General features: G+C 64.5%; 21 protein-coding genes. 7 read left to right on the top strand and 14 right to left on the bottom strand.

From position 1 onward, the window contains the following. The first annotated feature begins 84 nt into the window (after positions 1–84). From lptF to G4G31_RS11815, 3 genes are all read left to right on the top strand, one after another. Entirely contained in the window at positions 85–1233 is a 1149-nt protein-coding gene (gene lptF / locus G4G31_RS11805; protein ID WP_182991558.1) for an LPS export ABC transporter permease LptF, read from the top strand. After that, the gene (gene lptG, locus G4G31_RS11810) at positions 1230–2423 is read left to right on the top strand and encodes an LPS export ABC transporter permease LptG (protein ID WP_182991559.1); all 1194 of its coding nucleotides are present in this window, start codon (positions 1230–1232) and stop codon (positions 2421–2423) included. Before lptF ends, lptG begins: the two co-directional genes overlap by 4 nt. A gap of 88 nt (positions 2424–2511) precedes the next feature. Beyond that, positions 2512–2802, top strand: coding sequence for a sirohydrochlorin chelatase (locus G4G31_RS11815; RefSeq protein ID WP_374011306.1), 291 nt, complete (start codon positions 2512–2514; stop codon positions 2800–2802). Positions 2803–2860: 58 nt separating this feature from the next. Here G4G31_RS11815 and yghU read toward each other — a convergent pair whose 3' ends face one another. Then, entirely contained in the window at positions 2861–3703 is an 843-nt protein-coding gene (gene yghU, locus G4G31_RS11820) for a glutathione-dependent disulfide-bond oxidoreductase (protein WP_182991560.1), read from the bottom strand. 351 nt (positions 3704–4054) lie between these two features. Here yghU and G4G31_RS11825 point away from each other — a divergent pair, with 351 nt between their 5' ends. Further along, a complete protein-coding gene (locus G4G31_RS11825; RefSeq protein ID WP_182991561.1) occupies positions 4055–4414 on the top strand; it encodes a hypothetical protein in 360 nt (119 codons plus the stop codon). A 186-nt stretch (positions 4415–4600) separates the two neighbouring features. Here G4G31_RS11825 and cobA read toward each other — a convergent pair whose 3' ends face one another. Genes cobA through G4G31_RS11855 form a run of 6 tightly spaced genes read right to left on the bottom strand, consistent with a single transcriptional unit; the run spans position 4601 to position 10634 of the window. Further along, positions 4601–5362 (bottom strand): uroporphyrinogen-III C-methyltransferase, encoded by a 762-nt coding sequence (cobA, locus tag G4G31_RS11830; protein ID WP_182991562.1) that lies wholly within the window; start codon positions 5360–5362, stop codon positions 4601–4603. Between the two features lie 12 nt (positions 5363–5374). After that, a complete protein-coding gene (locus G4G31_RS11835; RefSeq protein WP_182991563.1) occupies positions 5375–6694 on the bottom strand; it encodes a sulfate adenylyltransferase subunit 1 in 1320 nt (439 codons plus the stop codon). After that, positions 6694–7632 carry a sulfate adenylyltransferase subunit CysD gene (gene cysD, locus G4G31_RS11840; protein ID WP_182991564.1) on the bottom strand — a complete coding sequence of 313 codons (939 nt, stop codon included), beginning with the start codon at positions 7630–7632 and terminating at the stop codon, positions 6694–6696. Before cysD ends, G4G31_RS11835 begins: the two co-directional genes overlap by 1 nt. A 28-nt stretch (positions 7633–7660) precedes the next feature. Further along, on the bottom strand, positions 7661–8377 hold the full coding sequence (locus tag G4G31_RS11845) for a phosphoadenylyl-sulfate reductase (protein WP_182991565.1): 717 nt from the start codon (positions 8375–8377) through the stop codon (positions 7661–7663). Positions 8378–8395: 18 nt separating this feature from the next. After that, positions 8396–8956, bottom strand: coding sequence for a DUF934 domain-containing protein (locus tag G4G31_RS11850; protein WP_182991566.1), 561 nt, complete (start codon positions 8954–8956; stop codon positions 8396–8398). Next, positions 8949–10634, bottom strand: coding sequence for a nitrite/sulfite reductase (locus G4G31_RS11855; protein ID WP_182991567.1), 1686 nt, complete (start codon positions 10632–10634; stop codon positions 8949–8951). Before G4G31_RS11855 ends, G4G31_RS11850 begins: the two co-directional genes overlap by 8 nt. A gap of 170 nt (positions 10635–10804) precedes the next feature. Here G4G31_RS11855 and G4G31_RS11860 point away from each other — a divergent pair, with 170 nt between their 5' ends. Both G4G31_RS11860 and G4G31_RS11865 read left to right on the top strand, forming a co-directional pair. Beyond that, complete coding sequence (locus G4G31_RS11860; protein ID WP_182991568.1) at positions 10805–11743, top strand: CysB family HTH-type transcriptional regulator; 939 nt, start codon at positions 10805–10807, stop codon at positions 11741–11743. 8 nt (positions 11744–11751) lie between these two features. Continuing rightward, complete coding sequence (locus G4G31_RS11865; protein ID WP_182991569.1) at positions 11752–12402, top strand: class I SAM-dependent methyltransferase; 651 nt, start codon at positions 11752–11754, stop codon at positions 12400–12402. Positions 12403–12625: 223 nt separating this feature from the next. Here G4G31_RS11865 and G4G31_RS11870 read toward each other — a convergent pair whose 3' ends face one another. The 5 genes from G4G31_RS11870 to G4G31_RS11885 all read right to left on the bottom strand — a co-directional run bounded on the left by G4G31_RS11870 (position 12626) and on the right by G4G31_RS11885 (position 17374). Further along, positions 12626–13666 (bottom strand): porin, encoded by a 1041-nt coding sequence (locus G4G31_RS11870; protein ID WP_182991570.1) that lies wholly within the window; start codon positions 13664–13666, stop codon positions 12626–12628. A gap of 132 nt (positions 13667–13798) precedes the next feature. Next, the gene (locus G4G31_RS25895; protein ID WP_229425594.1) at positions 13799–14395 is read right to left on the bottom strand and encodes a sensor histidine kinase; all 597 of its coding nucleotides are present in this window, start codon (positions 14393–14395) and stop codon (positions 13799–13801) included. Then, positions 14287–14952 carry a PAS domain-containing protein gene (locus G4G31_RS25900; RefSeq protein WP_229425554.1) on the bottom strand — a complete coding sequence of 222 codons (666 nt, stop codon included), beginning with the start codon at positions 14950–14952 and terminating at the stop codon, positions 14287–14289. Before G4G31_RS25900 ends, G4G31_RS25895 begins: the two co-directional genes overlap by 109 nt. A 260-nt stretch (positions 14953–15212) precedes the next feature. Further along, complete coding sequence (locus tag G4G31_RS11880) at positions 15213–15974, bottom strand: LytTR family DNA-binding domain-containing protein (protein WP_182991571.1); 762 nt, start codon at positions 15972–15974, stop codon at positions 15213–15215. Positions 15975–16111: 137 nt separating this feature from the next. Continuing rightward, positions 16112–17374: a sensor histidine kinase gene (locus G4G31_RS11885; protein ID WP_182991572.1), complete on the bottom strand. Its 1263-nt coding sequence runs from the start codon at positions 17372–17374 to the stop codon at positions 16112–16114. Between the two features lie 339 nt (positions 17375–17713). Here G4G31_RS11885 and G4G31_RS11890 point away from each other — a divergent pair, with 339 nt between their 5' ends. Next, positions 17714–18652: an exopolyphosphatase gene (locus G4G31_RS11890; RefSeq protein WP_182991573.1), complete on the top strand. Its 939-nt coding sequence runs from the start codon at positions 17714–17716 to the stop codon at positions 18650–18652. Positions 18653–18831: 179 nt separating this feature from the next. Here G4G31_RS11890 and G4G31_RS11895 read toward each other — a convergent pair whose 3' ends face one another. Together G4G31_RS11895 and G4G31_RS11900 are read right to left on the bottom strand one after the other, a co-directional pair. Beyond that, positions 18832–21246, bottom strand: a complete 2415-nt coding sequence (locus tag G4G31_RS11895; RefSeq protein WP_182991574.1) for a bifunctional diguanylate cyclase/phosphodiesterase — start codon at positions 21244–21246, stop codon at positions 18832–18834. A 158-nt stretch (positions 21247–21404) separates the two neighbouring features. Continuing rightward, the gene (locus tag G4G31_RS11900) at positions 21405–22670 is read right to left on the bottom strand and encodes a nitronate monooxygenase (RefSeq protein ID WP_182991575.1); all 1266 of its coding nucleotides are present in this window, start codon (positions 22668–22670) and stop codon (positions 21405–21407) included. Between the last annotated feature and the right edge of the window lie 145 nt (positions 22671–22815).

The following is a 22815-nucleotide window of genomic DNA, read 5'->3' on the forward strand; positions in this document are numbered from 1 at the left end:
TCCGTTTCGTTTTATGCGTGCATTGTGCGCGCAGCGTGCACGCGATGTGTGCACCCCAGCTCAACCTGCAATTATAACTATCGAATGATTTTCCAACGCGCTTTGCATCGTGAACTGGCCAGCGCAGCCGGGGCAACCTTCACGGTCTTGTTCACGGTGTGCGTCACCTGGACCCTGATCGCCATCCTGGGCAGGGCCGCGGGAGGCAGGGTCGCGTCCAGCGACGTGGTGGCATTGATTGCATTCCAATCACTGAATTATCTGCCAACTGTCCTGATCCTCACCAGCTTTATTTCCGTGCTCGTCGCCATCACGCGCAGCTACCGCGATTCCGAGATGGTCGTCTGGTTCGCCTCGGGCCAGTCGCTGCTGGCCTGGATCCGCCCGGTGCTCGTGTTCGGCCTGCCGCTGGTGCTGCTCGTGAGCGCGCTGTCGCTGGTGGTTGCGCCCTGGGCCAAGATGAAGAGCGCGGAATTCATCCAGCGCTTCGAGAAGCGCGAAGACCTGAAACGCGTCGCACCCGGCCAGTTCCGCGAGTCCTCATCGAGCGACCGCGTCTTCTTCGTCGAGGGCAGCACCAACGGGTCGACCGTGGTCAAGAACGTGTTCGTCAGCACCGCGGGAGCGAACAACAGCAATTCGATCGTCGTCGCGCGCGAAGGCGTGGTGGAGTCGGACGGCAAGGGCGGACAGTACCTGGTGCTCAAGAACGGCCGCCGCTACCAGGGCGTGCCGGGCCAGGCCGATTTCCAGTCGATGGAGTTCGAGCGCTACAGCATGCGCGTGGCCACGAAGGTGCCCGTGCTGGGTGCCGACGTGCCGCTCGATGCGCTGTCGATGCCGGCGCTGCTGGCGGTGAAGAACCAGTACACGCGTTCCGAGCTCCTGTCGCGCATCTCGGCGCCGATCGTCTGCCTGCTGCTGGTGCTGCTGGCCATTCCGCTGGGTTTTGTGAATCCGCGCGCCGGCAGCTCGGCCAACCTGATTCTCGCGCTGCTGATCTTCTTCACCTATAACAACCTCGTGAAGATGGTGGAAGCGAGCGTCAAGCAGGGCAAGATCGACTTCGCCGTGGCCTGGTGGCCGCTGCACCTGTTCGTTGCGCTGATCGTGCTGGCCCTGTTTGCCTGGCGCCTGAACGTGAATCACCATTACCACCCGCTGGTGCTGTTCAGCGCCTGGAAACGCCGTCGCCTGCTGGGCAAGACGGCAGGAAAGGCGGTGGCGCCATGAAGGTCCTGCAGCGCTATTTTGCGATCAACATCTCGCAGGCCGTGGTGTTCGTGCTGGTGGCCTTCCTCGGCCTGATCTCCTTCATGGACCTCACCAGCGAGCTGCCCTCGGTAGGCAAGGGCGCCTACACCTTCCAGCACGCGCTGCTGTACGTGGCGCTGATGATTCCCGGTCACGTCTACGAAGTCATGCCCGTTGCCGCGCTGATCGGCACCATCTACGCGATGGCGCAGTTCGCGCAAAGCTCCGAGTTCACCATCATGCGCGCCTCGTCGATGTCGACGCGCATGGCCGGCTGGATGCTGTTCAAGATCGGCATCGTGTTCGTCGTGATCACCTTCATCTTCGGCGAACTGATCACGCCGCGCACGGCGCCGCTGGCCGAACGGGTGCGCCTGTCGGCCAAGGGGGCGACGCTCGCCTCCGAGTTCCGCTCGGGGATGTGGACCAAGGATAACGTGCATGCGGACGTCAAGGAGGGAGGGCGCGGCGCCGTCGTCGGCTCGCGCTTCTTCAATGCGCGCCAGATCCGGCCGGATGGCCAGTTGCTGGACGTGCGCCTCTACGAGTTCGACAATTCGATGCGCATGCGCGCGATCATCACCGCGAAAAGCGCGAGCTTCAGCGGCAACGGCACCTGGCGCCTGCAGGACGTGACGGAGACCCTGTTCTCGAACAGCCGCACGCTGCCCGAGCCGGGCGCGCCGCTCGCGCAAGGACAGACCATCCAGAGCAGCTTTGGCCAGGACACCAGTGCGGTCGCCACGCGCAAGCTGGCCAGCATGGACCTGGTATCGGAAATCACCCCGAAGATCCTGCAGGTGTCGCGGCGCGACCCCGAGCGCATGTCGGCCAACGAACTGGCCGTGTACACGCGCCACCTGGCCGAGAACCGCCAGGAGAGCGAGCGTTTCCGCATCGCGTTCTGGAAGAAGATCGTGGGTCCGCTGGCGATCTTCGTGCTGATGGCGCTGGCGCTGCCCTTCGCCTACCTGCACACCCGCAGCGGCGGCGTCAGCCTGAAAATCTTCATCGGCATCATGATTGGCGTTTCTTACATCCTGATCAATTCGCTGTTTTCGCACCTCGGCATGCTCTCGACCTGGCCGGCCTTCCTCACGGCGGTGGCGCCAAGCCTGCTGTTCCTGCTGATGGCGATCCTGGCGCTGCGCTGGGTGGAGCGGCATTGATGGACGCTTTGCCCAAGCGCGCCCGGTCCTGTTCGCGCACGGCGCGCGCGCCGCCTCCCGGGCCGCGCCCTTCGAGCGCCTGCGCGACCTGACGCGCGCACGCCTGCCCGATTGCGCCGTCACGCTGGCGTTTCTCGAACTGATGGAGCCGCGCCTGCCAGACGCGGTTGCCGCGATCATGGCGGAGGGGATCGAGGACGTAACGATCGTGCCGGTCTTCCCGGGACAGGGCGGACATTTGCTGCGCGACCTGCCGCTGCTGGCCGAGGGCTTGCGCACGGCGCATCCGGGCTTGCGCCTGAGCGTGGCGGGTGCCGTCGGGGAAGACCCCGGCGTGCTGGCGGCGATGACCGATTATTGCGTGCGCTCGCTCGGGTAGAGAGGGGTGAACGAGGCTCCCGGCCTCATTCAACCCACCCTGCGGTCAGGTCAACACCTCAATCCAGATCCGACGCATCATGGCGCTCGGCCAGCTGCTCCTCAGGATTGCCGAACACCCGATTCACACGCCGTCCACGCTGCACCGCCGGCCGCGCGAACACTTCGTCGGCCCAGCGCCGCACGTGCTCGTATTCGTGCACCGAGAGGAATTCGCCTGCCTGGTACAGTTCCCCGCGTACCATGCCGCCGTACCAGGGCCAGATCGCCATGTCGGCAATCGTGTACTCGTCGCCGGCAACAAAGCGCTGCGTGGCCAGCTGGCGGTTCAGCACGTCGAGCTGGCGCTTCGATTCCATCGCATAGCGGTTGATCGCGTATTCATATTTTTCCGGCGCATAGGCATAGAAGTGGCCGAAGCCGCCGCCCAGGAAAGGTGCCGAGCCCATCTGCCAGAACAGCCAGTTCAGCGTCTCCGTGCGCGCCGGCGCGCTCGTTGGCAGGAAGGCGCCGAATTTCTCCGCCAGATACATCAGGATCGAGCCCGATTCGAACACGCGCACGGGCGTCTCGCCGCTGCGGTCGAGCAGGGCCGGAATCTTCGAATTCGGATTCACCTCGACGAAGCCGCTCGAGAACTGGGCACCTTCGTTGATGCGAATCAGCCAGGCATCGTACTCGGCACCGGTATGGCCGGCTGCCAGCAATTCCTCGAGCATGATCGTCACTTTCACGCCATTCGGCGTCGCCAGCGAGTACAGCTGCAGCGGATGCTTGCCGACCGGAAGTTCCGCTTCGTGGGTGGCGCCGGCGACCGGACGGTTGATGTTGGCGAAGGTGCCGCCTGACGAGGCGGGTGGTACCCAGACTGCGGGCGGAACGTAGTCGGCTTGGTCGCTCATGTGGATCTCCCAGGTAGGATAAACAGGTTGCAATCGCAATCGCAATCGCAGTCGCAGGGGCGCGCAGGCCGCGCCGCCTGGCGATGTCGAAAGCACATGACGAAAGAGCTTACCCGACTCCTGCGCTTTTCGCTGACGGCCCTCAAATGCGGAGGGCACGGGCATGCGTCGCCCCGTGCCGACGCCGAGTCCCGAAGCTGCGCAAACTGCGCCGCGGCGGCAACGAACCGCGCGCACCTTGTTCTTGCTCATGCATCAGGACCGTGTGCGGGTTTGACAGTGCCCGGTAATCCGCCCACACTTCTCGAGCACTTTCGTCCGCGTCCGCCTTCCCAACCAACAGGGTCGCACATGCTCCCAGCCATCCTCAAGCACATCGTTGCCACGCTGCGCCGCTTCGGCTCGGGCGAGGCAGATTTTCTCGATGGCCTGCGGCTGCCTGGCGGGCTGTTCGCGCAAACGCGCTGTGCGCGCCGCATCGATGCCACCGCCCGCCGCATCGCCGCGATGGGCGTGAAGATCGGCCGCTTGTCCGGGCGCCTGCATGCACGGGCGATCCCCGGCCTGGTCGACGCCGACCGCAGCCTGCGGCGCATGCTGGGCGAATTGCGCGAAGACTGGGCGGCATGCGCCGCGACCTGGCGCTGTGGCATGTGCGCGAGTGCCATGGACGCGCCGGCGCGCGCCTGGAAACGGCGATCGCGCAGTTGAACCGTATCGCATCCGAAACCCAGGCCGCGGCCGAACGCCTGGTGCAGGAAATCGAGGAATACGACCGGGCCTAGGCTGGGCGCGCCTGGCGGCGCGCCGACGCGGGGACGGTTTGCAGTGACTTCATCCGGAACGATGCCGTAACGAGCGGCGAACAAGGGCGGCTGGCGTGCCCGCCACCATCAACTATCCCCGGGTCGGCAAAGCTCCCGCTGCGGAGCTTTGCCGACCCCGGGTCTGGTGTTCGCGCAGGCGCAGGGCTTCGCCGATCATCACCAGCACCGGGCCATGGGCCGTGCCCAGGCCCCGTGCCAGGTCCGTCAGGGTGAGGCGCTCGATGCGCTCGTCATGGCGGCTGCAGTTTTCCACCACCACCACGGGCGTATCGGCGCTGCGGCCCCGGGCCAGCAGGCGTTCGGCGGTGGCGGCGGCTTCGCGGCCGCCCATGTACTGGATCAGGGTGTCGGTATGGGGCAGAGCCGGGTGTTCCGGCTGGTCGGGGGCGGTGCTGGAGGTGAAGAAGGCGACGCTGCGGGCGACGCCGCGCCGTGTCAGCGGCGCCTTGGTGACGGCCGCCGCCGCGACCGCGGTGGTGATCCCGGGGACGATCTCGACCTCGATGCCTTCGCTCTCCAGCGCGCGCAATTCCTCGTCGGCGCGGCCGAACAGCATCGGGTCGCCGCCCTTCAGGCGCACGACAAGACGGTACTCGCTGGCGCAATCGACCAGCAGGCGGTTGATCGCTTCCTGGGCCGTTGAGCGCTGGCCGGAACGTTTGCCCACCGAAATGAGCGTGGCCTGTGAACACAGTTCCAGCATCTCGGGGGTGACCAGTGCGTCGTAGAGCACGACGTCGGCCTGGGCCAGCAGCCGCGCGCCGCGCACCGTGATCAAGTCGGCAGCGCCAGGGCCGGCGCCAATCAGGTAGACCTTGCCCATCCCCGCCATGCACCGCTCCTGTTATTCGCCTAAACGAATCATACCCGCGGCAACGGTCTGGTGCGTCACTTCATCGATCAGGATGAATGCGCCTGTAGCGCGGATGTCGGCATAGGCGTCGGCCGCCAGCGGCTGCTGCACGCTCAAACCGATGCGCGCGATGTCGTTCAGCTTCAGGCCGTCCGCAGGGTGGCGTTGCTGGGTGTTGATATCCAGCAGCGTGTCGACCCTGGTCACCTTGGCCGCCGTCTGGCGCGTGCCGTGCTTGATCCAGTACTTGCGGCGCGCATCGAGCGGCTCGTCCGACATCCAGCACACGTCCGCCACCACCTGCTTGAGCAAGGTTGCCGGCGCATCGGCACCAGCGAGCGTATCGCCGCGCGAGATGTCCAGGTATTCGTTCAGCAGCAGCGTCACCGACTGGCCGGCGGCGGCCGTATCGAGCGAACCGTCGAAGGTCAGGATTTCCTTGACGGTTGCGCTCTGGCCGGAAGGCTGGACCACCAACTTGTCGCCGACGGCAACGCTGCCCGACTCGATACGGCCCATGTAGCCGCGGAAGTCGTTGGCCTCATGGCCGTTGTGGCGGGCCACTAACTGCACCGGGAAACGGAAGGGCGCATCGTGGGCTTCGTCGTAGACCGAGATGTCTTCCAGCAGTTCGATCAGGGTCGGGCCGGTGTACCAGTCCATCCTGGCCGAGCGATCGACGACGTTATCACCGGACAGGGCCGACAGCGGAATCGCGGTCACGTCCTTCAGCCCGAGCGACTGGGCGAATTCGCCGTAAGCCTTGACGATGCGGTCATAGACGGCCTGGTCGTAGTTCACCAGGTCCATCTTGTTGACGGCCACGATCACGTGCTCGATCTGCAGCAGCTTGGCGATCGTCGAATGGCGCTTGGTCTGGATCAGCAAGTCCACGCCGCCATCCTCGCGCAGCTTCACTTTCGACACGTCGACCAGGATGATCACCGCGTCCGCGGTCGAGGCGCCGGTCACCATGTTGCGGGTGTACTGCTCGTGGCCCGGGGTGTCGGCAATGATGAACTTGCGCTTGGGCGTGGCGAAATAGCGGTAGGCCACGTCGATCGTGATGCCCTGTTCGCGCTCGGCTTCCAGGCCGTCGGTCAGGAGCGACAAATCGATGGTGTCGCCGACGGTGCGCTTGTGCTTCGAGCGCGAGACGGCCGCCAGCTGGTCGGCGAAGATGCCCTTGCTGTCGTAGAGCAGGCGTCCGATCAGCGTGCTCTTGCCGTCGTCGACGGAACCGGCCGTGATGAAGCGCAGCAGGCTGTGTTGGGTCAGTTTATCGTAGGGGGAGTCGATGCGGGCGTTCATCAGAAATATCCTTGCTTCTTGCGTTTTTCCATCGAGGCTTCCGAGGTCTGGTCATCCATCCTGGTCGCGCCGCGCTCGGTGACTTGCGTCACGGCGGTTTCGGCGATGATGGCCTCGACCGTGCTGGCGGTCGACGATACCGGGCAGGTGCAGGAGATGTCGCCGACGGTGCGGAAGCGGACCGTTTGCGTTTCGACCGTCTCGCCTTCCTTCGCCGGGGTCAGCGGGGTCAATGGCACCAGCAGGCCATTGCGCGGAATCACCTGGCGCTCGTGGGCGAAATAGATCGGCGGCAGGGCCAGCTTTTCACGGGCGATGTACTGCCACACGTCCAGTTCCGTCCAGTTCGAGATCGGGAACACGCGCATGTTTTCGCCCGGGTGGACGCGGGTGTTATACAGGTCCCACAGTTCCGGACGCTGGGCCTTCGGGTCCCACTGGCCGAATTCGTCGCGGAAGGAGAAGATGCGCTCCTTGGCGCGGGCCTTTTCCTCGTCGCGGCGGGCGCCGCCGATGCAGGCGTCGAATCCGTGTTCGGCGATGGTTTCCAGCAGCGTCACGGCCTGGGCCGCGTTGCGCGAATCGGTGGCCGGGTTACGCAGGCGCACGGTGCCCTTCCTGATCGAGTCCTCGACCGAGCCGACGATCAGGCGCTCGCCGAGCTCAAGCACGCGTGCATCGCGGAAGGCGATCACTTCGTCGAAATTGTGGCCGGTGTCGATGTGCACCAGCGGGAAGGGGAATTTGCCGGGGCGGAAGGACTTTTCGGCCAGGCGCAGCAGTACCACCGAGTCCTTGCCGCCCGAGAACAGCAGGGCCGGATTGCTGCATTCGGCCGCCACTTCGCGCAGGATGTGGATCGCTTCGGATTCGAGGGCGTCGAGGTGGCGCGCGTTGACGTCGGCGAGGATGCCGGTCGTATCTTGGAGATTCGTCATGGGTTCTGCCTTGTGTTCATGCTGTGGCTCAGGGGGCCACGGATTTGATACGGATCAGTTTGCCGTCGACCACATGCAAGCCGCATTCCTTGGACTCGGGGTTTTCCCACCACCAGCGGCCGGCGCGCACGTCCTCGCCCGGCTGGACCGCGCGGGTGCAGGGTTCGCAGCCGATCGAGGGGTAGCCGCGGTCATGCAGGGCGTTATACGGCACGTCGTTGGCGCGGATGTATTCCCACACTTCCTCTTCGGTCCAGTCCACCAGCGGATTGAACTTGGTCATGAAGTGGGCCGGATCGTCTTCCTCGACGCGCAGGTCGGAACGGGTGGACGACTGGGCGCGGCGCTGGCCGGTAATCCAGGCCTTGTTGCCGAGCAGCGCACGGCCGAGGGGCTCGACCTTGCGCACGCGGCAGCATTCACGGCGCATCTCGACGCTGTCGTAGAAGGCGTTCAGGCCGTTGGCGGCGACATAGGCGTCCACCGCTTCCGTCTCCGGGCGGAACAGCGCGATCTCATAGCCATACTTCGCCTTGACGGCATCGAGCACCGCCAGGGTTTCCTTGTGCAGGCGGCCGGTCTCCAGCGAGAAGATGCCGATCGGCAGCTTCGCTTTCAGGATCAGGTCGGTCAGCACCATGTCTTCCGCCGCCAGGCTGGAGGCGAACACGGCGGGCGAATGGTCGGCCGCGATGCGTGCCAGGATCGCCTGGGTTTCTGCGACGCGGTGGGCGAGGGCGCTCATAAGGTATCCAATGCGTCCTTAAATGCCGGCGCCAATGTCGGCGTGTTCCGGCGGGATGTCGCGTTCCTTGCGGCGGAACAGCGGCAGCGGCTGGTCGACCGACGCCTGGTAGGTTTCCGAGAACACGGTCAGGCCTTTCAGCGCGTCATGGATCGAACGGTCCTTGCGCGGGGCGTAAGCGTTGAAGCCCACCCGCGACATCGAGAACAGCTGGTCGCGCAGCACGTCGCCGATCGCACGCAGTTCGCCCGTATAGCCCAGGCGCTTGCGCAGGTTGTAGGCGATCGAGTAGCCGCGGCCATCGGAAAACTTCGGGAAGTCCACGCCGATGACGGCGAAGCGCTCGGCCTCGCCCTTGAGCATTTCGAAACGCTCGTCGGCGGCCAGCCACACGCCCAGTTCGGCGCGTTGCGAGAGCGTCTCTTTCTGCGCCAGCCAGACCGTCAAGGGCACGATGACCTTGCCTTCAGGGATGGTGACGCTCCCGGCGGCCTCTCCCTCTTCCAGGCGCAGCACGCGCCAGTCGTCGGCCACGACTTCACGGCCGCGGATGATGTGTGAGTGCACTACTTCAAGCATGGTCTTCCCCAACAAGTTCGCCTTTTGAAATCGGCGTCGCATACACGTGTTCCTTGAATGGCGTAATGCCCAGGCGCTGCGCCGTTTCGGCGAAACGCTCGCCTTCGAAACGGTTCTGCACATACACGTTCAGGAGGCGGTCGATCACTTCCGGCATCTGGTGCGCCGAGAACGAGGGGCCGATGATCTTGCCGATCGCCGAGTTGTTGCCCTGGGCGCCGCCAATCGACACCTGGTACCACTCGCTGCCGTCCTTGTCGACGCCCAGCACGCCAATCGACCCGACGTGGTGGTGGCCGCAGGCGTTGATGCAGCCCGAGATGTTCAGTTCGATCTCGCCGATGTCGTGCTGGAAGTCGAGGTCGTCGAAACGCTCCGCAATGGCGGCCGCGATCGGGATCGATTTCGCGTTCGCCAGCGAGCAGAAGTCGCCGCCCGGGCAGGAAATGATGTCCGTCAGGAGGCCAATGTTCGGCGTCGCCAGGCCCTTCGACTTGGCCAGCTGCCAGACCGCGAACAGATCAAGCTGCTTCACATCCGCCAGCACCAGGTTCTGTTCGTGGGTCACGCGCAGTTCGCCGAAGCTGTACTTGTCGGCGAGATCGGCCACGAAATCCATCTGCTCGGCGGTGGCATCGCCCGGCGGCACGCCGGTTTTCTTCAGCGACAGCACGACCGACGCATAGCCCGGTACCTTGTGCGGCTTGACGTTGCGGCTCAGCCAGTTGGCGAAAGCCTTGTTCTCAGGCTGAGCGGCCAGCGGGTCGATCGCGGGCAGGGTCTCGTAGGCCGGGGCCTCGAAATAGGCCGCGACGCGGTCGTATTCTTCCTGGGTCAGGGTTTCCGGACCATCCTTCAGGTCTTGCCACTCTTCTTCGACCATGCGCGCGAATTCCTCCACGCCCAGGGATTTCAGCAGGATCTTGATGCGGGCCTTGTACTTGTTGTCGCGGCGGCCGTACGAGTTGTACACGCGCATCACGGCTTCGGTATAGGTCAGCAGGTGTTGCCAGGGCAAAAAGTCGCGGATCACGCTGCCCAGGATCGGCGTACGGCCCATGCCGCCGCCGGCCATGAACTTGAAGCCGACTTCGCCCGCTTCGTTCTTCACCAGGGTCAGGCCGATGTCGTGGATGGCGATGGCGGCGCGGTCTTCCACGGCGCCATTGATCGCCACCTTGAATTTACGCGGCAGGGCGATGAATTCGGGGTGGAAAGTGCTCCACTGGCGCAGGATCTCGGCGAAGGGGCGCGGATCCATCAGCTCGTCAGCCGCGACACCGGCGAACTCGTCGGTGGTAATGTTGCGGATGCAATTGCCCGACGTTTGGATCGCGTGCATTTCGACGGACGCCAGGTCGGTCAGGATGTCCGGGGTCTGTTCCAGCTCGATCCAGTTGTACTGGATGTTCTGGCGCGTGGTGAAGTGGCCGTAGCCGCGGTCGTACTTGCGCGCGATGTGGGCGAACATGCGCATCTGCTTCGACGACAGCAGGCCGTAGGGCACGGCAACGCGCAGCATGTAGGCGTGGCGCTGCATGTACAGGCCGTTCTGCAGGCGCAGCGGCAGGAACTCTTCTTCGGTCAACTCGTCGTTCAGGCGGCGTGCCACCTGGTCGCGGTACTGCGCAATGCGCTCGCGGATGATGAGATGGTCGTATTGGTCGTAGCGGTACATAAATTAATCCCGGGATAGTCGGGCTGAAGGGCCCGGTAAGCTAGCCTGAATGGTAAGCCCGCACAGCTTTATTCCAAACGACTGACAATTTATTTGCTTATATACGGTAAGGGCATAAGCAATCGCATAAAATACGCCTTGGCTATCTACCATCACACATAACAACAGGAATGAACCTTCACCAACTGCGTTTCGTGCGCGAAGCCGTGCGCCAGAACTACAACCTGACCGATGCCGCCAAGGCCCTGTTCACCTCGCAGCCGGGCGTGTCGAAAGCCATCATCGAGCTCGAGGAAGAGCTCGGCGTCGACATCTTCACCCGCCATGGCAAGCGCATCCGCGGCCTGACCGAGCCCGGGCGGCTGGTACTGGCCTCGGTCGAGCTGATCATGCAGGAAATCGACAGCCTGAAACGCATCGGCAAGGAATACGCCGCCCACGATAGCGGCAGCTTCACGATTGCCACCACGCATACCCAGGCGCGCTACATGCTGCCGAAAGTGGTGCAGGCCTTCATGGGCAAGTTCCCGAAAGTGCGCCTGTCCCTGCTTCAAGGTAATCCAAAGCAGATCGCTGACATGGTGAAAAACGGCCAGGCTGACCTGGCGATCGCCACCGAGTCGATTGCCGCCGTCGACGGCCTGATCACCTTGCCCTGCTATCAGTGGGAGCACGTGCTGGTGGTGCCGCCGGAACACGAGTTGCTGCGTTCGAAAGCCGTGTCGCTGGAAGAAATCGCGACTTACCCGCTGATCACCTACGACGCGGCCTTTGCCGGACGCAGCAAGATCGATCATGCGTTTTCCCTGCGCGAACTGAAGCCCGACGTGCTGCTGGAAGCCATCGACGCCGACGTCATCAAGACCTATGTGGAGCTGGGCATGGGCGTGGGCATCATCGCCGGCATGGCCTTCGATGCCGAACGCGACCGCAACCTGCGCGCCATTCCCGTGGGTCACCTGTTCGGCATGAACGTCTCGCGCGTGGCCGTGAAGCAGGGCGCCTACCTGCGCAGCTATATCTATACTTTCATCGAGCTGCTGGCACCCGTGCTGAACCGCAAGATGGTCGAGGCCGCCATGCGCGGCGGCGAAAACTACGAGCTGTAAGAGAAAACATGAGCAATCAACAAGTCGCACAATACTATGCCCTGCTGGGCGAAGCCCTCGAGGACAAATACCTCGAGCCGGACATGGACGAAGACATCGACGACATGAGCATCCACCTGGCCAGCCTGCTGGCGGGGCACAAGGTGCTCGAGCTCGGCTGCGGCGCCGGTTTCTGGACCGAGGTCGTGGCCGAAGCGGCCGAGTCGGTGCTGGCGGTGGACATCAATGCCAACCTGGTCGATATCGCGCGTTCGCGTGAGATGCCGGAAGGGAAAGTGGGCTTCCGCGTGGCCGATGCGCTCGACCTGCCGGAAGATATCGGCAAGTTCACCGCGGTGCTGGTCAGCTTCCTGTGGTCGCACCTGAACAAGGGCGAGCAGGAAAAGCTGCTGGCCACCCTCAAGAAGCGGCTGGGCAAGGACGTGTTGCTGGTAATTTTGGACGATTCGTTCGTCGAAGGCTTCAGCGAAACGATCGCCCGTACCGATGCCGAGGGCACGACTTACCAGATCGTCACCGCGCCCGAAGGTGAACGTTTCGAGCTGCCCAAGAGCTACCAGTCCGACAGCGCGCTGCGCAAGCGGCTCGGTGCTGCCGGCAAGGAGATCAAGATCGAACGGGTGGAGTTTTTCTGGATTTTGACGTGCAGGTTGAAGTGATTCGCTAGCTGCAGATCTTTGTAGGGTGGGCTCTCGAGCCCACGCGGTCCGACGGATGAGAGTCGAGTCGGCTCTTGGAAAAGCCGCCGTGGCGAGCGCACTCTGCGCACCATGCATGGGTTCAACCGCGTGGGCTCGAGAGCCCACCCTACGCCCATCTCAACATCCGTGGCCAAAAAAAACGCGCGTGGTTTCACGCGCGTTTTTCATTTCAGGCAACCAATCAGAACGAGTGGCGTACCCCCAGCGTGAACACGCTCGGATCCGCCCCCGCCACCGTCACCGGTGTCGCCCCGGTCGTGGTCGGCGTCACACTGGTCGATGACGAATTCAACCCGAAGCTGGCCAACCCATTGTTGCGCATCGAACCGTAGGTGGTGTACACGTTGGTGCGTTTCGACAGTGCGTAGGTGTAGGCAAGCGCCCAGGCATTGCCCTTGGCATCGCCGCGCGCGGTCTCGACCTGGTTGCGCTGCAGGTTCACGAAGAACTTGTTCGAGCCCATCGTATAAGCCGCGCCCAGGTTGACCTGCTCGAACTTGTTGCTGGCGCCGGCCTGGTCGGCCGACAGGTAGTTGGCCTTCAGGTCGATGTCGCCGATCTTGACGCCCGCGCCGAAGGCCATTTCCTTGTCGTCCTCGACCGCCAGGCGCTCGAGGCGGTGGTAGCCGGCGCCCGCGTAGAAGGGGCCGTTCGCGTATTCCAGCGCCACGCCCATCAGGTCGCCCGACGGGTCGACCGTGCGCTCGCCGGCCGAGTACGCGGCCAGCAGGCTGAAACCGGCCATCGGCGCGCTCTTGAAGTTCACGGAATTGCTCAGGCGGCGTGTCAGGCGGTTGGCGGTGAAGGCGGACAAATTGCTGCCATAGAAGCCCTGGCCGAAGACGTCGGTTGCCGCGGCCACCGAGGCGATCGGGCTGTATTCGCGGCCCACCGTCACCTGGCCGAAGCTGCCCTGCAGGCCGACGATCGAGCGGCGGCCGAACAGCGCCGAATCGGCAGCGCCGGTGTCGATGGACACGCCCGCCTCGATGTTGAAGATGGCCTTCAGGCCGTTCCCCAGTTCCTCGGTCCCGCGAAAGCCGAGGCGGCTGCTCGACTGGTTGCCCGAGTTGATGACGGTACGGCGGCCTTCGCCCGGCACGTCGGTGTCCTCGACGGCGACCGCGGCGTCCATGATGCCGTAGAGGGTGACGTTGGTCTGGGCCTGCGCGAACAGGGGGAGGGACGCGATCAGCGCAGCGGCCAGGGCTTTGTATTGCATGGAAATCTCCAATAAGGTGGCGAAGGGTTCCGCTTGCCGTTCTGGCAAGCTCAACTTCGAGCATCTTATCGAAGCAATATTTCTGGTTGATGACAGGTTGGCATCCGCCGGCGGCGGACTAAAGGAAACCGGCTAAACGGTATGCCCTGTCACCGGGATGACGATGTCGATGCGCGTGCCCGGCGGCTCGTCGGCGCTGATTGTGATGTCTCCCTTCAGGCCCCAGACGCGCTCGCGCATGCCGATCAGGCCGAGGGATTCTGCCTTGTCCATGTCTTCCTCGCGGATGCCGCGGCCGTCGTCGCGGATCGTCACCAGCAGTTCGCCGTTGATGCGGTACAGGTTCATGGTGACGCTATGGGCCTGCGCGTGGCGGGCGACGTTGGTCAGCGCTTCCTGCACGATGCGGAAGATGGCCGTGCTGGCGGTATCGTCCAGGCGCAGTTCGGCTTCGTCGGCCAGCAGGGTGCAGGCGATGGCATAGCGCTCGGCGAAGTCCTCGCACAGGCCCTGCAGCGCAAAATACAGCCCGCCCTCGTCGAGCGCGCGCGGGCGCAGGTTGGTGGCGATGCGGCGCAGCGAGGCGATGGCGGTGAGCAGGTTGCCGTCCATGCCGTTAATCAGGCGCTGGGCGTCAAGCGTGGCGCCGCAGGCCTCGCGCAGCAGGGTGAGGTCCATGCGCAGCGAGGCCAGCAGTTGCCCGAGGTCGTCGTGCAGCTCGCGCGCGATGTGGGTGCGTTCCTCCTCGCGGATGGTCTGCAGCGCAGCCGACAACTGGCGCAGCTGGTCGTGCGAGCGCGCAAGCTTGTGCTCGACGCGGTGCCGCTCCGAGACGTCGCGCAGGATGATGGTGTAGAGGGTGACGCCGTCCTGGAAGGCGTCGGTGATCGAGCCTTCGATGGGGAAGGGATCGCCGCCCGCGCGCAGGCCGACCCCGGCGTAGTCGGTGGCGCGGCGGCCGGCGCGTCCGCCCAGGAAATAGTCGAGGGGGCTATGGCCGCCATTGGCCGGCGCGCGGATGAAGCGCGCCGGGGCTGGCCCAGCATCTGGGCAGCGGTGAGGCCGAACATGGACGCGGCCGCCGGGTTGGCCAGCACGATGCGGCTGGTTTCGTCGGCGGAGATGATGGCTTCGCCGGCGTTGTCGACGATGCGGCGGCTGTGGCGTGCGGGCGAGTCGCCGTGGTGGTCGGCATTCAGGCGGGCAATCAGGTGGCCGCCGAGTAGCCCGAGCGCGAAAACCGCCGCGCCGCGCCCGCGCCGGGACCTGTTGCGTTGAAGTGTCATGGGGCTTCCTGCGAAGTCGCCCGCAATGCGGGCAAGCCTTCACGATACGGCGCGAACGGCTGAGCAGGATTGAGCGGGAGCAAACCGAGGGGGCGTCGCGACGGCGCTGTGGGAACAGCGCACCACGCCCGGACCCGGCATGAAACGGGGCCGGCCGGACCGCCGGACGGCCGGGCCGCCGGGCCGCCGGACCGCCGGACCGCCGGACCGCCGGACCGCCGGACCGCTCCCCATGAACGGTCCGGCACCGGGAGTGCCCCTTACATCTGCTTGAACAGATGCAGGAAGCTGCGGCTCACTTCGAGTTTTTCCGAACGGCCCTTGACGAGCACCAAGTGGCGGCCGCGGATGTCGCGTGTCACGCCTTCGATGGCATTCACGTTCACCAGGGTGGCGCGGTGGATCTGCCAGAACAGCGAAGGGTCGAGCTCGTCGGCCAGGTCGCGCACCGGCTTCCTGATCAGGGCTTCGAACTTTTCGGTTTGCACGCAGGTATATTTTTCGTCCGAGCGGAAGAACAGGATGTCCTCGACCGGAATCATGCGCAGGTCCTGGCCGATGCTGGCCTGGATCCACTGCAGGTGCTTCGGCTTGGGCGCGGCGATTTTTTCGGCCAGCTGCGACAGCATGGCCGTCACGCTGTCGTTGACCACCACCCCCGGCTTGCCCAGGCGCGCCTTGAGGCGTTCGACGGTGAGTTTCAGGCGCTCCGGTTCCGACGGCTTGAGCACGTAATCGACAGCGCCGCGCTCGAAGGCCTCGACCGCGTATTGGTCGTAGGCGGTCACGAACACGATCTGGCTGCGGTCGCCGATCTCGCGCGCCGCTTCCATCCCGGTCTTGCCCGGCATGCGGATGTCGAGGAAGGTCAGGTCGGGCTGGTGCTCTTCGACCAGTTCGACCGCTTCCTCGCCATTCTTGGCCTCGCCCACGATTTCCAGTTCGGGCCACACCTGCTCCAGGCGCATGCGCAGCTGGTCGCGCATCAGTCTTTCATCGTCGGCAATAATCGCAGTAGGCATGGTGGTGTCCGGTACAGGAAGGAGAGGGTGACAGGAGAGTAACAATTATTCAACGAAACCGCGTGACAGGCAAGGTCGGCCGAGGGACAGCCGTCGGCCTCGCGTCCTGGACGGTGCCTGCGCGGCGGAGCGCGGCATCAGCGCGACACCTGGTAGGGCACTTCGACCATGGCGATCACGCCGCTCGGGCTGTTGGCGGCAATGTGCAGCTGGCCGGCGTCGCCGTGCAGCAGGCGCAGGCGCTCACGGATGGTGGGCAGCCCCAGGCCGGTGCCGGTGCTGGGCACCACGCCGAAGCCCACGCCGTCGTCCGTCACGGTCACGCGCAGCTTGCCGTCGGCAACGTCGGCAACGATCTTCAGGGTGCCGCCCTCGGGTTTGCACTCGAGGCCGTGCTTGATCGCGTTCTCGACCATCGACTGCAGCATCATCGGCGGGAAGGAAGCCGTGCGCAGCTTCTCGGGAATGCGCATGTCCACCGTCAAACGTTCTTCCATGCGCATCTTCAGCAGGTTCAGGTAGGCCGTCACCATGTCGACCTCGCGGCCGAGGTTGGTAACCAGGTTGTTTTCGCGCATCTGCGGCAGCACGGCGCGCAGGTACTGGATCAGGCTGCGCTGCATGGCCGAGGCGCGTGGCGGATTGGTCTCGATCAGGTGCTCGACGGAAGCGAGCGTGTTGAACAGGAAGTGAGGCTCTACTTGCGCCTGCATCATCTGCATGCGGGCTTCGGACAACTGGCGCTGCATCGACTCGCGCTCGGCGGCGGCATTCGCGCTCAGGGTCTGCTGTTCGGCGCGCTTCTTGCCGCCGACCAGCGCCTTGGTGCCAAACAGGGCCAGCACCAGCAGCCAGACGAAGCTGGTGAACCAGGTCGAGGCCTGTTTGTGGTAACGCGACACTTTCGCTTCGGCCGCATCGTCGACCGCGCCTTCGATTGCCACCGACAATTCCTCGGCGATCTGGGGCGGCAATTCGATGTGCACCGCGTCCCCATTCGGGTGCGCGCCTTTGGGCAGGGCAAGGTCGGGCGCAGTGGTGCTGCCGCCAGTCCCGGCGGCGGGCGCGGGAGGTGTCGCAGGCGGTACCGGCGGGGTGGGCGTTGTCTCGGGCGCACCCGCACGCGGCTTGTTGCGCGGATTGAAATGGATGCCGCTGTCGTCGATCAGGATGCTCGCCTGCTCGCGGCGCGCGGCGCGCTCGGCCGCGGCAATCTCGGCTTCTCCGTCGGAAAACAGTTCTTCCTGCAGGATGGCGCCGGCGATCAGCAGCAGTGCCGCAAACAGAAAGAACTTCCACCACGACAGCTGGGTCACCCAGGTGGCCACCGCGTCGAAGGCACGGTAGAGCCACGAGAGGATGCCGGAAAAGGGATGGTGGACGGAGCTGCGCGCTTGCATGGTCAGGATAAGGTGGTCGGTTTCGATGGCGGAGCGAGTGTACCGCGTCCCCGCGCCCGGGTGCCGAAAAATTGATTGACGGAACAATCCGCCTTGCCGATGCCCGTGTTGGAATGTTGCAACTCTACCTGCCGGCGGGCGGGCATGTCAGCGGCGATGCGACAGCCTGCAGGAAGCGGGGAACAGGCTGCGCCCAGCCCCGTGGCTGCGCCGTGCGCACCTTTCATGCACCTTGCTTGAAATGCATTTCAGTCGCTGACAATCGGAAACCTTGCGCGGTATGATGAATCGGCATCCTCAACCAGCCGAATGCCGTTCGCTCCATGAAAGGAGTTACCGATGTCCGCCATTCCGAAACAATTCCGCCTCGTTACCCGCAGCGATTTCGATGGACTGGTCTGCGCGGTCCTGCTCAAGCACCTGAACCTGATCGACGACATCCTGTTCGTCCACCCCAAGGACATGCAGGACGGGAAAATCGCGATCGGCGAGCGCGACATCACGACCAATCTGCCCTACGTCGCTGGCGCCCACCTGGCTTTCGACCACCATTTGTCGGAAACCATCCGCAATAGTGGAGACCGGCGCAACCACGTGATCGATCCCGAAGCTCCCTCTGCCGCGCGCGTGGTCTGGGACCACTATGGCGGCGCGAGCATCTTCCCTGTGGCCTGGACCGAGATGATGGCGGCCGTCGACAAGGCCGACAGCGCACGCTTTACGCAAGAAGAAGTGCTGGCGCCCGCGGGCTGGAACCTGCTCAATTTTCTGATGGATGCGCGTACCGGACTCGGGCGCTTCCGCGACTTCCGCATCTCGAACTACCAGCTGATGATGGAACTCATCGACGCCTGCCGCCAGCACCCGATCGACACCATCATGGCGCTGCCGGACGTGCAGGAGCGTACCCGGCTGTACTTCGAGCACAACGAGCGTTGCAAGGAACAGATCCGGCGCTGCGCCCGCGTGCACGGCAACCTGGTCGTGCTCGACTTGCGCGAGGAAGCAACGATCTATGCCGGCAACCGTTTCGTTATCTACGCGCTCTTCCCGCAATCAAATATCTCGATTCACGTGCTATGGGGCCTGAAGAACCAGAACACGGTCTTCGCGGTCGGCAAATCCATCCTGGACCGCAGGTCGAAAACGAATATCGGCGCCTTGATGCTGGAATACGGCGGCGGCGGGCATGAGAACGCGGGCACCTGCCAGGTCTCGAACGAGATGGCGGAAGAGGTGCTGGGCGCACTGATACGGCGCATCACGCGCGAGGGCTGAGCGGCCAGGAGCCTGTTCCAGCAGGCCGGAGCCGCTGCTGGCGCGCCTGGCAAGCGGGTGCCCCGTTGCTCGTCGTTGCATGGCTCGCCATGCGGCCTCCTCAGGCCTTGCCCGCGCTTGCCATGCATCGCAGACGCGCATGTCGCCGTCCGCTTTCCCCTGCCTGCTGGAACAGCCTCTCAGGCCGGCATGCTGTCGCGCAGCAGTTCGCGGGCGGCGTCGGGCGCCAGCGGTTCCTGGAACAGCTTGCCGGCCAGGCCCTCGCAGCCATGGGCGGCAAGAAATTCCATCTGCGTGCGCGTTTCGACCGCGTCGCCGACCACCGGCATGTGCAGGTTGCGGCCGATGTCGATCAGCGTGCGTGCCATGGTGTTGCCCTTGTCGCCCTCGCCGTCGCCGTTATCGGCCTTGATGGCGTGCACCGCCGCTTTCGCCAGTTTCAGTTCGCCCACCATCAGTTCGCGCAGGAAGCCGATATCGGACAGGCCCTGGCCGAATTCGTCGATCGCCAGCCCCAGCCCGAGCTGGTGCAGCTGGGCGGCCAGGTCGCGCACCTGGCCGGGGTTGCGCAGCAGGGCCTCCTCGCGCAGCTCGATCTTCAGGTTGTCCGGGCTCAGGCCGTAATGCTCGAGGCGCGCGGCGATGGCCGTGACGAAGTCCTGCTGCGCGTATTCGCGCGGCGAGACGTTCACGCTGACGGGCACGCCCGTCACGCCCAGCTCCCTGAGTTCATACAGGAAGGTGCAGACCTGGTCGAGCACCCATGAGCCGAACTGGACGATGCGGCCGCTCTCCTCGGCTTCAGTCAGGAAGGCGGCGGGCAGCAGGACACCGTGCTCGGGGTGGCGCCAGCGCAGCAGGGCCTCGAAGCTGCGCACCTTGCCGCTGCGCGCGTCGATGCAGGGCTGGTACAGCACGAACAGTTCGCCGCGCTCGATGGCCTGCGACATGCCGGAATCGAGCTGCTGGCGCGCCTCGGTGGTCGACTTCATGTCGTTCGAGAAGAAGTGGATTTCGTTGCCCCCGGAAGCCTTGGCATGGTACATGGCGACATCCGCGGCGCGCACGAGGTCGGCCGCGCTGCTGCCGTCGTGCGGATAGACCGCCACGCCCAGGCTGGCCCCGACGGCGATTTCCTTGTGGTCGAACGAGACCGGCTGGGTCAGGCCCTGGCGCAGGCGCTCGATCATGCGCAGCGTGTAGCGCAGCGACGGCTGGTTGACCAGCACCAGCACGAATTCGTCGCCCGACAGGCGCGCCACGGTATCGCTGTCGCGCACCGATGCCTGCAGGCGCCGCGCCACCACTTTCAGGACGACGTCGCCGGCTTCGTGGCCGAAGGTGTCGTTGATGGTCTTGAAGTTGTTCAGGTCGATCAGCACGACGCCCACCAGCGACTTCTGGCGCTGCGACAGGTGCAGTGCCTGTTCGAGCCGGTCCCACAGCAGATTGCGGTTGGCCAGGCCCGTCAGCGCGTCGTGGTTGACCTCGTGTTCGAGGTGGGCGGTGCGCTGCTTGGTGGCGGTGACGTCCAGGATGACGCCGATGAAATGGGTCGTCGCGCCGTGTTCGTCAAGCACCGGCGTGATGGAGAGGTCGTTCCAGAACAGCTCGCCGTTCTTGCGCAGGTTGCGGAACACGACGTTGACAGGCTCGTGTGCACTGATCGCCTCGCGTACGCGGCTGCGTTCGTTCAGGTCCATGCCGGGTGCGGCCATGAAGCGCGAGTCGCGCCCGATCACTTCGCTTGCCGCGTAGCCGGTGATGCGTTCGAAGGCCGGGTTGACGTATTCGATGGGCGTGTCGCGGCCATCGATGCCGGTGATGACGATGCCGTTGCTGGTGGCGTGCAGGGCGCGCTCGCGCAGGCGCAGCATGCGTTCCTGCTCGCGCCGCGCGGAGATGTCGATCCCCATGCCGAACAGGTACTGGTTGCCGTTGGCGGGCACGCGCGCCCCGCACAGGAGCATGGGCGTCTCGCGCCCGCTGCGCGCAATGAAGTTGGCCTCGATGGCCACCTCCTCGCCGTTCTCGAACACGCGGCGGATGCTCTCGGCGATCAGGGACCGGGTTTTCAGGTCGAACAGTTCGACAGCGTTGCTGGCCGCAATTTCCTCCGGCGTCATTTCGGTGATGCGTTCGTGGTTGCGGTTCCAGAGGATGAAGCGGCCCTCCCGGTTGAGCGCATAGAAGGTGCCGGGCAGCAGGTCGACGATCGTGGCCATCGGCGTGCGCCCGACCAGCACGGCATCGGGCGTGGCGTCGTCGTGGACGTTGTCGATGGCGGCCACCCAGATGTGGGTGACGCCATCGGGACCGGCCTGGGGAGCAAGTCCCAGGTTCGCCTTGACCACGCCGCCATCGGCATGGCGCAGCACGACCTGGTTGGTACGGCCATGGTCCTCCGCCAGCCCGCGCCAGCGCTCGTTGCGGTCCTCGGGTTCGACGCCGACGAGCAGGGCACCCAGCGGCTGGCCGATCACGTCGCCGGCTGGAAAACCGAGCAGGCGCTCGCATGCGCTGTTCCAGGCCGCGATGATGCCGGACTCGTCGACCAGGAAGGCTGCATTGGCAGTCGGTAGGGACAAGAACATGCTCAGCGCCTTTCAAGGTGGGAGCCACCCTAGTTGGACTCGCTAAAGACTACGCGTGTTCCCCAAGTTTCGTCGCATGATGCTGAATAAAGCAAAAGCCACGGCACTGCCGTGGCTTTTCCATGTCGAAAGGGCGACGGGCCGGGCCCGGTATTGCTTCAGGCTGCCACGGTTTCCTGTTTCGGCGGCAAGGCGATCTCGTTGTCGACGCTGAACTGGTAGTCCTTGAACACGTGTTCCGCGCTCAGGATCTGGTAGTTGCCGTCGGCCAGTTTGTGGGTGGTGTCCTTCAGGCGGTAGGTGTAGTGGCCGCAGGTCCAGCAATTGAAGTTGCGCATGTGCGTGCACAGGCAGGTCTTGTCCATCACCGATACCGTCTTCGTATCCGGATTGGCCAGCACTTCGCGGTTGTACGAATTGATGTAGGCGCAATTGCCGGTGGCGTCCAGCAGGTAGCCGTAGGATTCGCAGCCCGGGCGGATGCCGGAACCGATCGCCGGCGTGCTCTTGAGCATGCGCATCGGGTAGCCGGTCGGCGAGATGCCGTTGACGATGATGTCTTCCTCGCTGGCGCGGAAGTATTCCTGCTTGACGTTGTCGGGCAGGCCGCACTCGTGGGTGACGGTGAAACGGGTCGCCACCTGCACGCCGCCCACGCCTTTTTCCAGGAAACCCACGGCGTCGGAACCGGTGAACACGCCGCCGGCCGCGATCAGGGGAATATCGATGTTTTCCGCACGCATATAGGCGAGGATTTCGTCGATGATCAGGTGCAGGTCGTAGTTCTTCCAGTCGAAACCGAAGCCAAGGTGGCCGCCGGCCAGCGGGCCTTCGACGATGATGAAATCGGGCGGGCGGTTCAGTTTCGCCACCTTGCGCAGGAATAGCTGCAGCGCGCGGACCGAAGACACGATGATGCCCAGCTTGGCTTCGCGGAAGCGCGGATGGTCCTTGATCAGTTCGAACGAGCCCAGATGCAGGCCGGCCGACATGGTGATGCCGTCGATGCCGGCGTCCAGGGCCGAAGACAGGCGCGTGCGCAGCGTTTCCTTGGGCGCATTCATGGTCAGCTTTTCCATGCAGTTCACGAAAATCAGGCCATCGCCCTTTTTCGCCGCCATGGTAGCGCCCACGTGCAGGCGCGTCGCTTCGGCCAGGCGCTCGAGGTCGAACTGCACCACCGCCTTGTCCATGTTGTTGATGTTGAACTTGTAGAGCTTGGTCTTGTCCTTGACGAAGGTGGTGTCGAACTTGCGGTCCGACACGTCCTGCACCATGGCGTCCGAGATGTGACCAATGCCGCCGAGGCGCGCCGCTTCCAGCGCCAGTTCGGAGGTCGAAATGTCCACGCCCATTCCGCCAATCATGATGGGCACGTATTCCTTGTTGCCCAGACGCAGGCGGAAATCATCAACACGTTTCATTGCTATCCTTAGACTACCGAAGTTGCGCTTGTCCGGCGGGCAGGCCACGACGGGCGGGCGCACGCGAGCAAGTTTTTTGCTGCCTTTATTCTACCCCAAGCAAAAAGAGGGCAGCGCGAGGCATGGGACGATGGAGCGGGGCAAA

Origin of the sequence: Massilia sp. Se16.2.3, from assembly GCF_014171595.1 — a bacterium.
GTDB lineage: Bacteria > Pseudomonadota > Gammaproteobacteria > Burkholderiales > Burkholderiaceae_D > Telluria.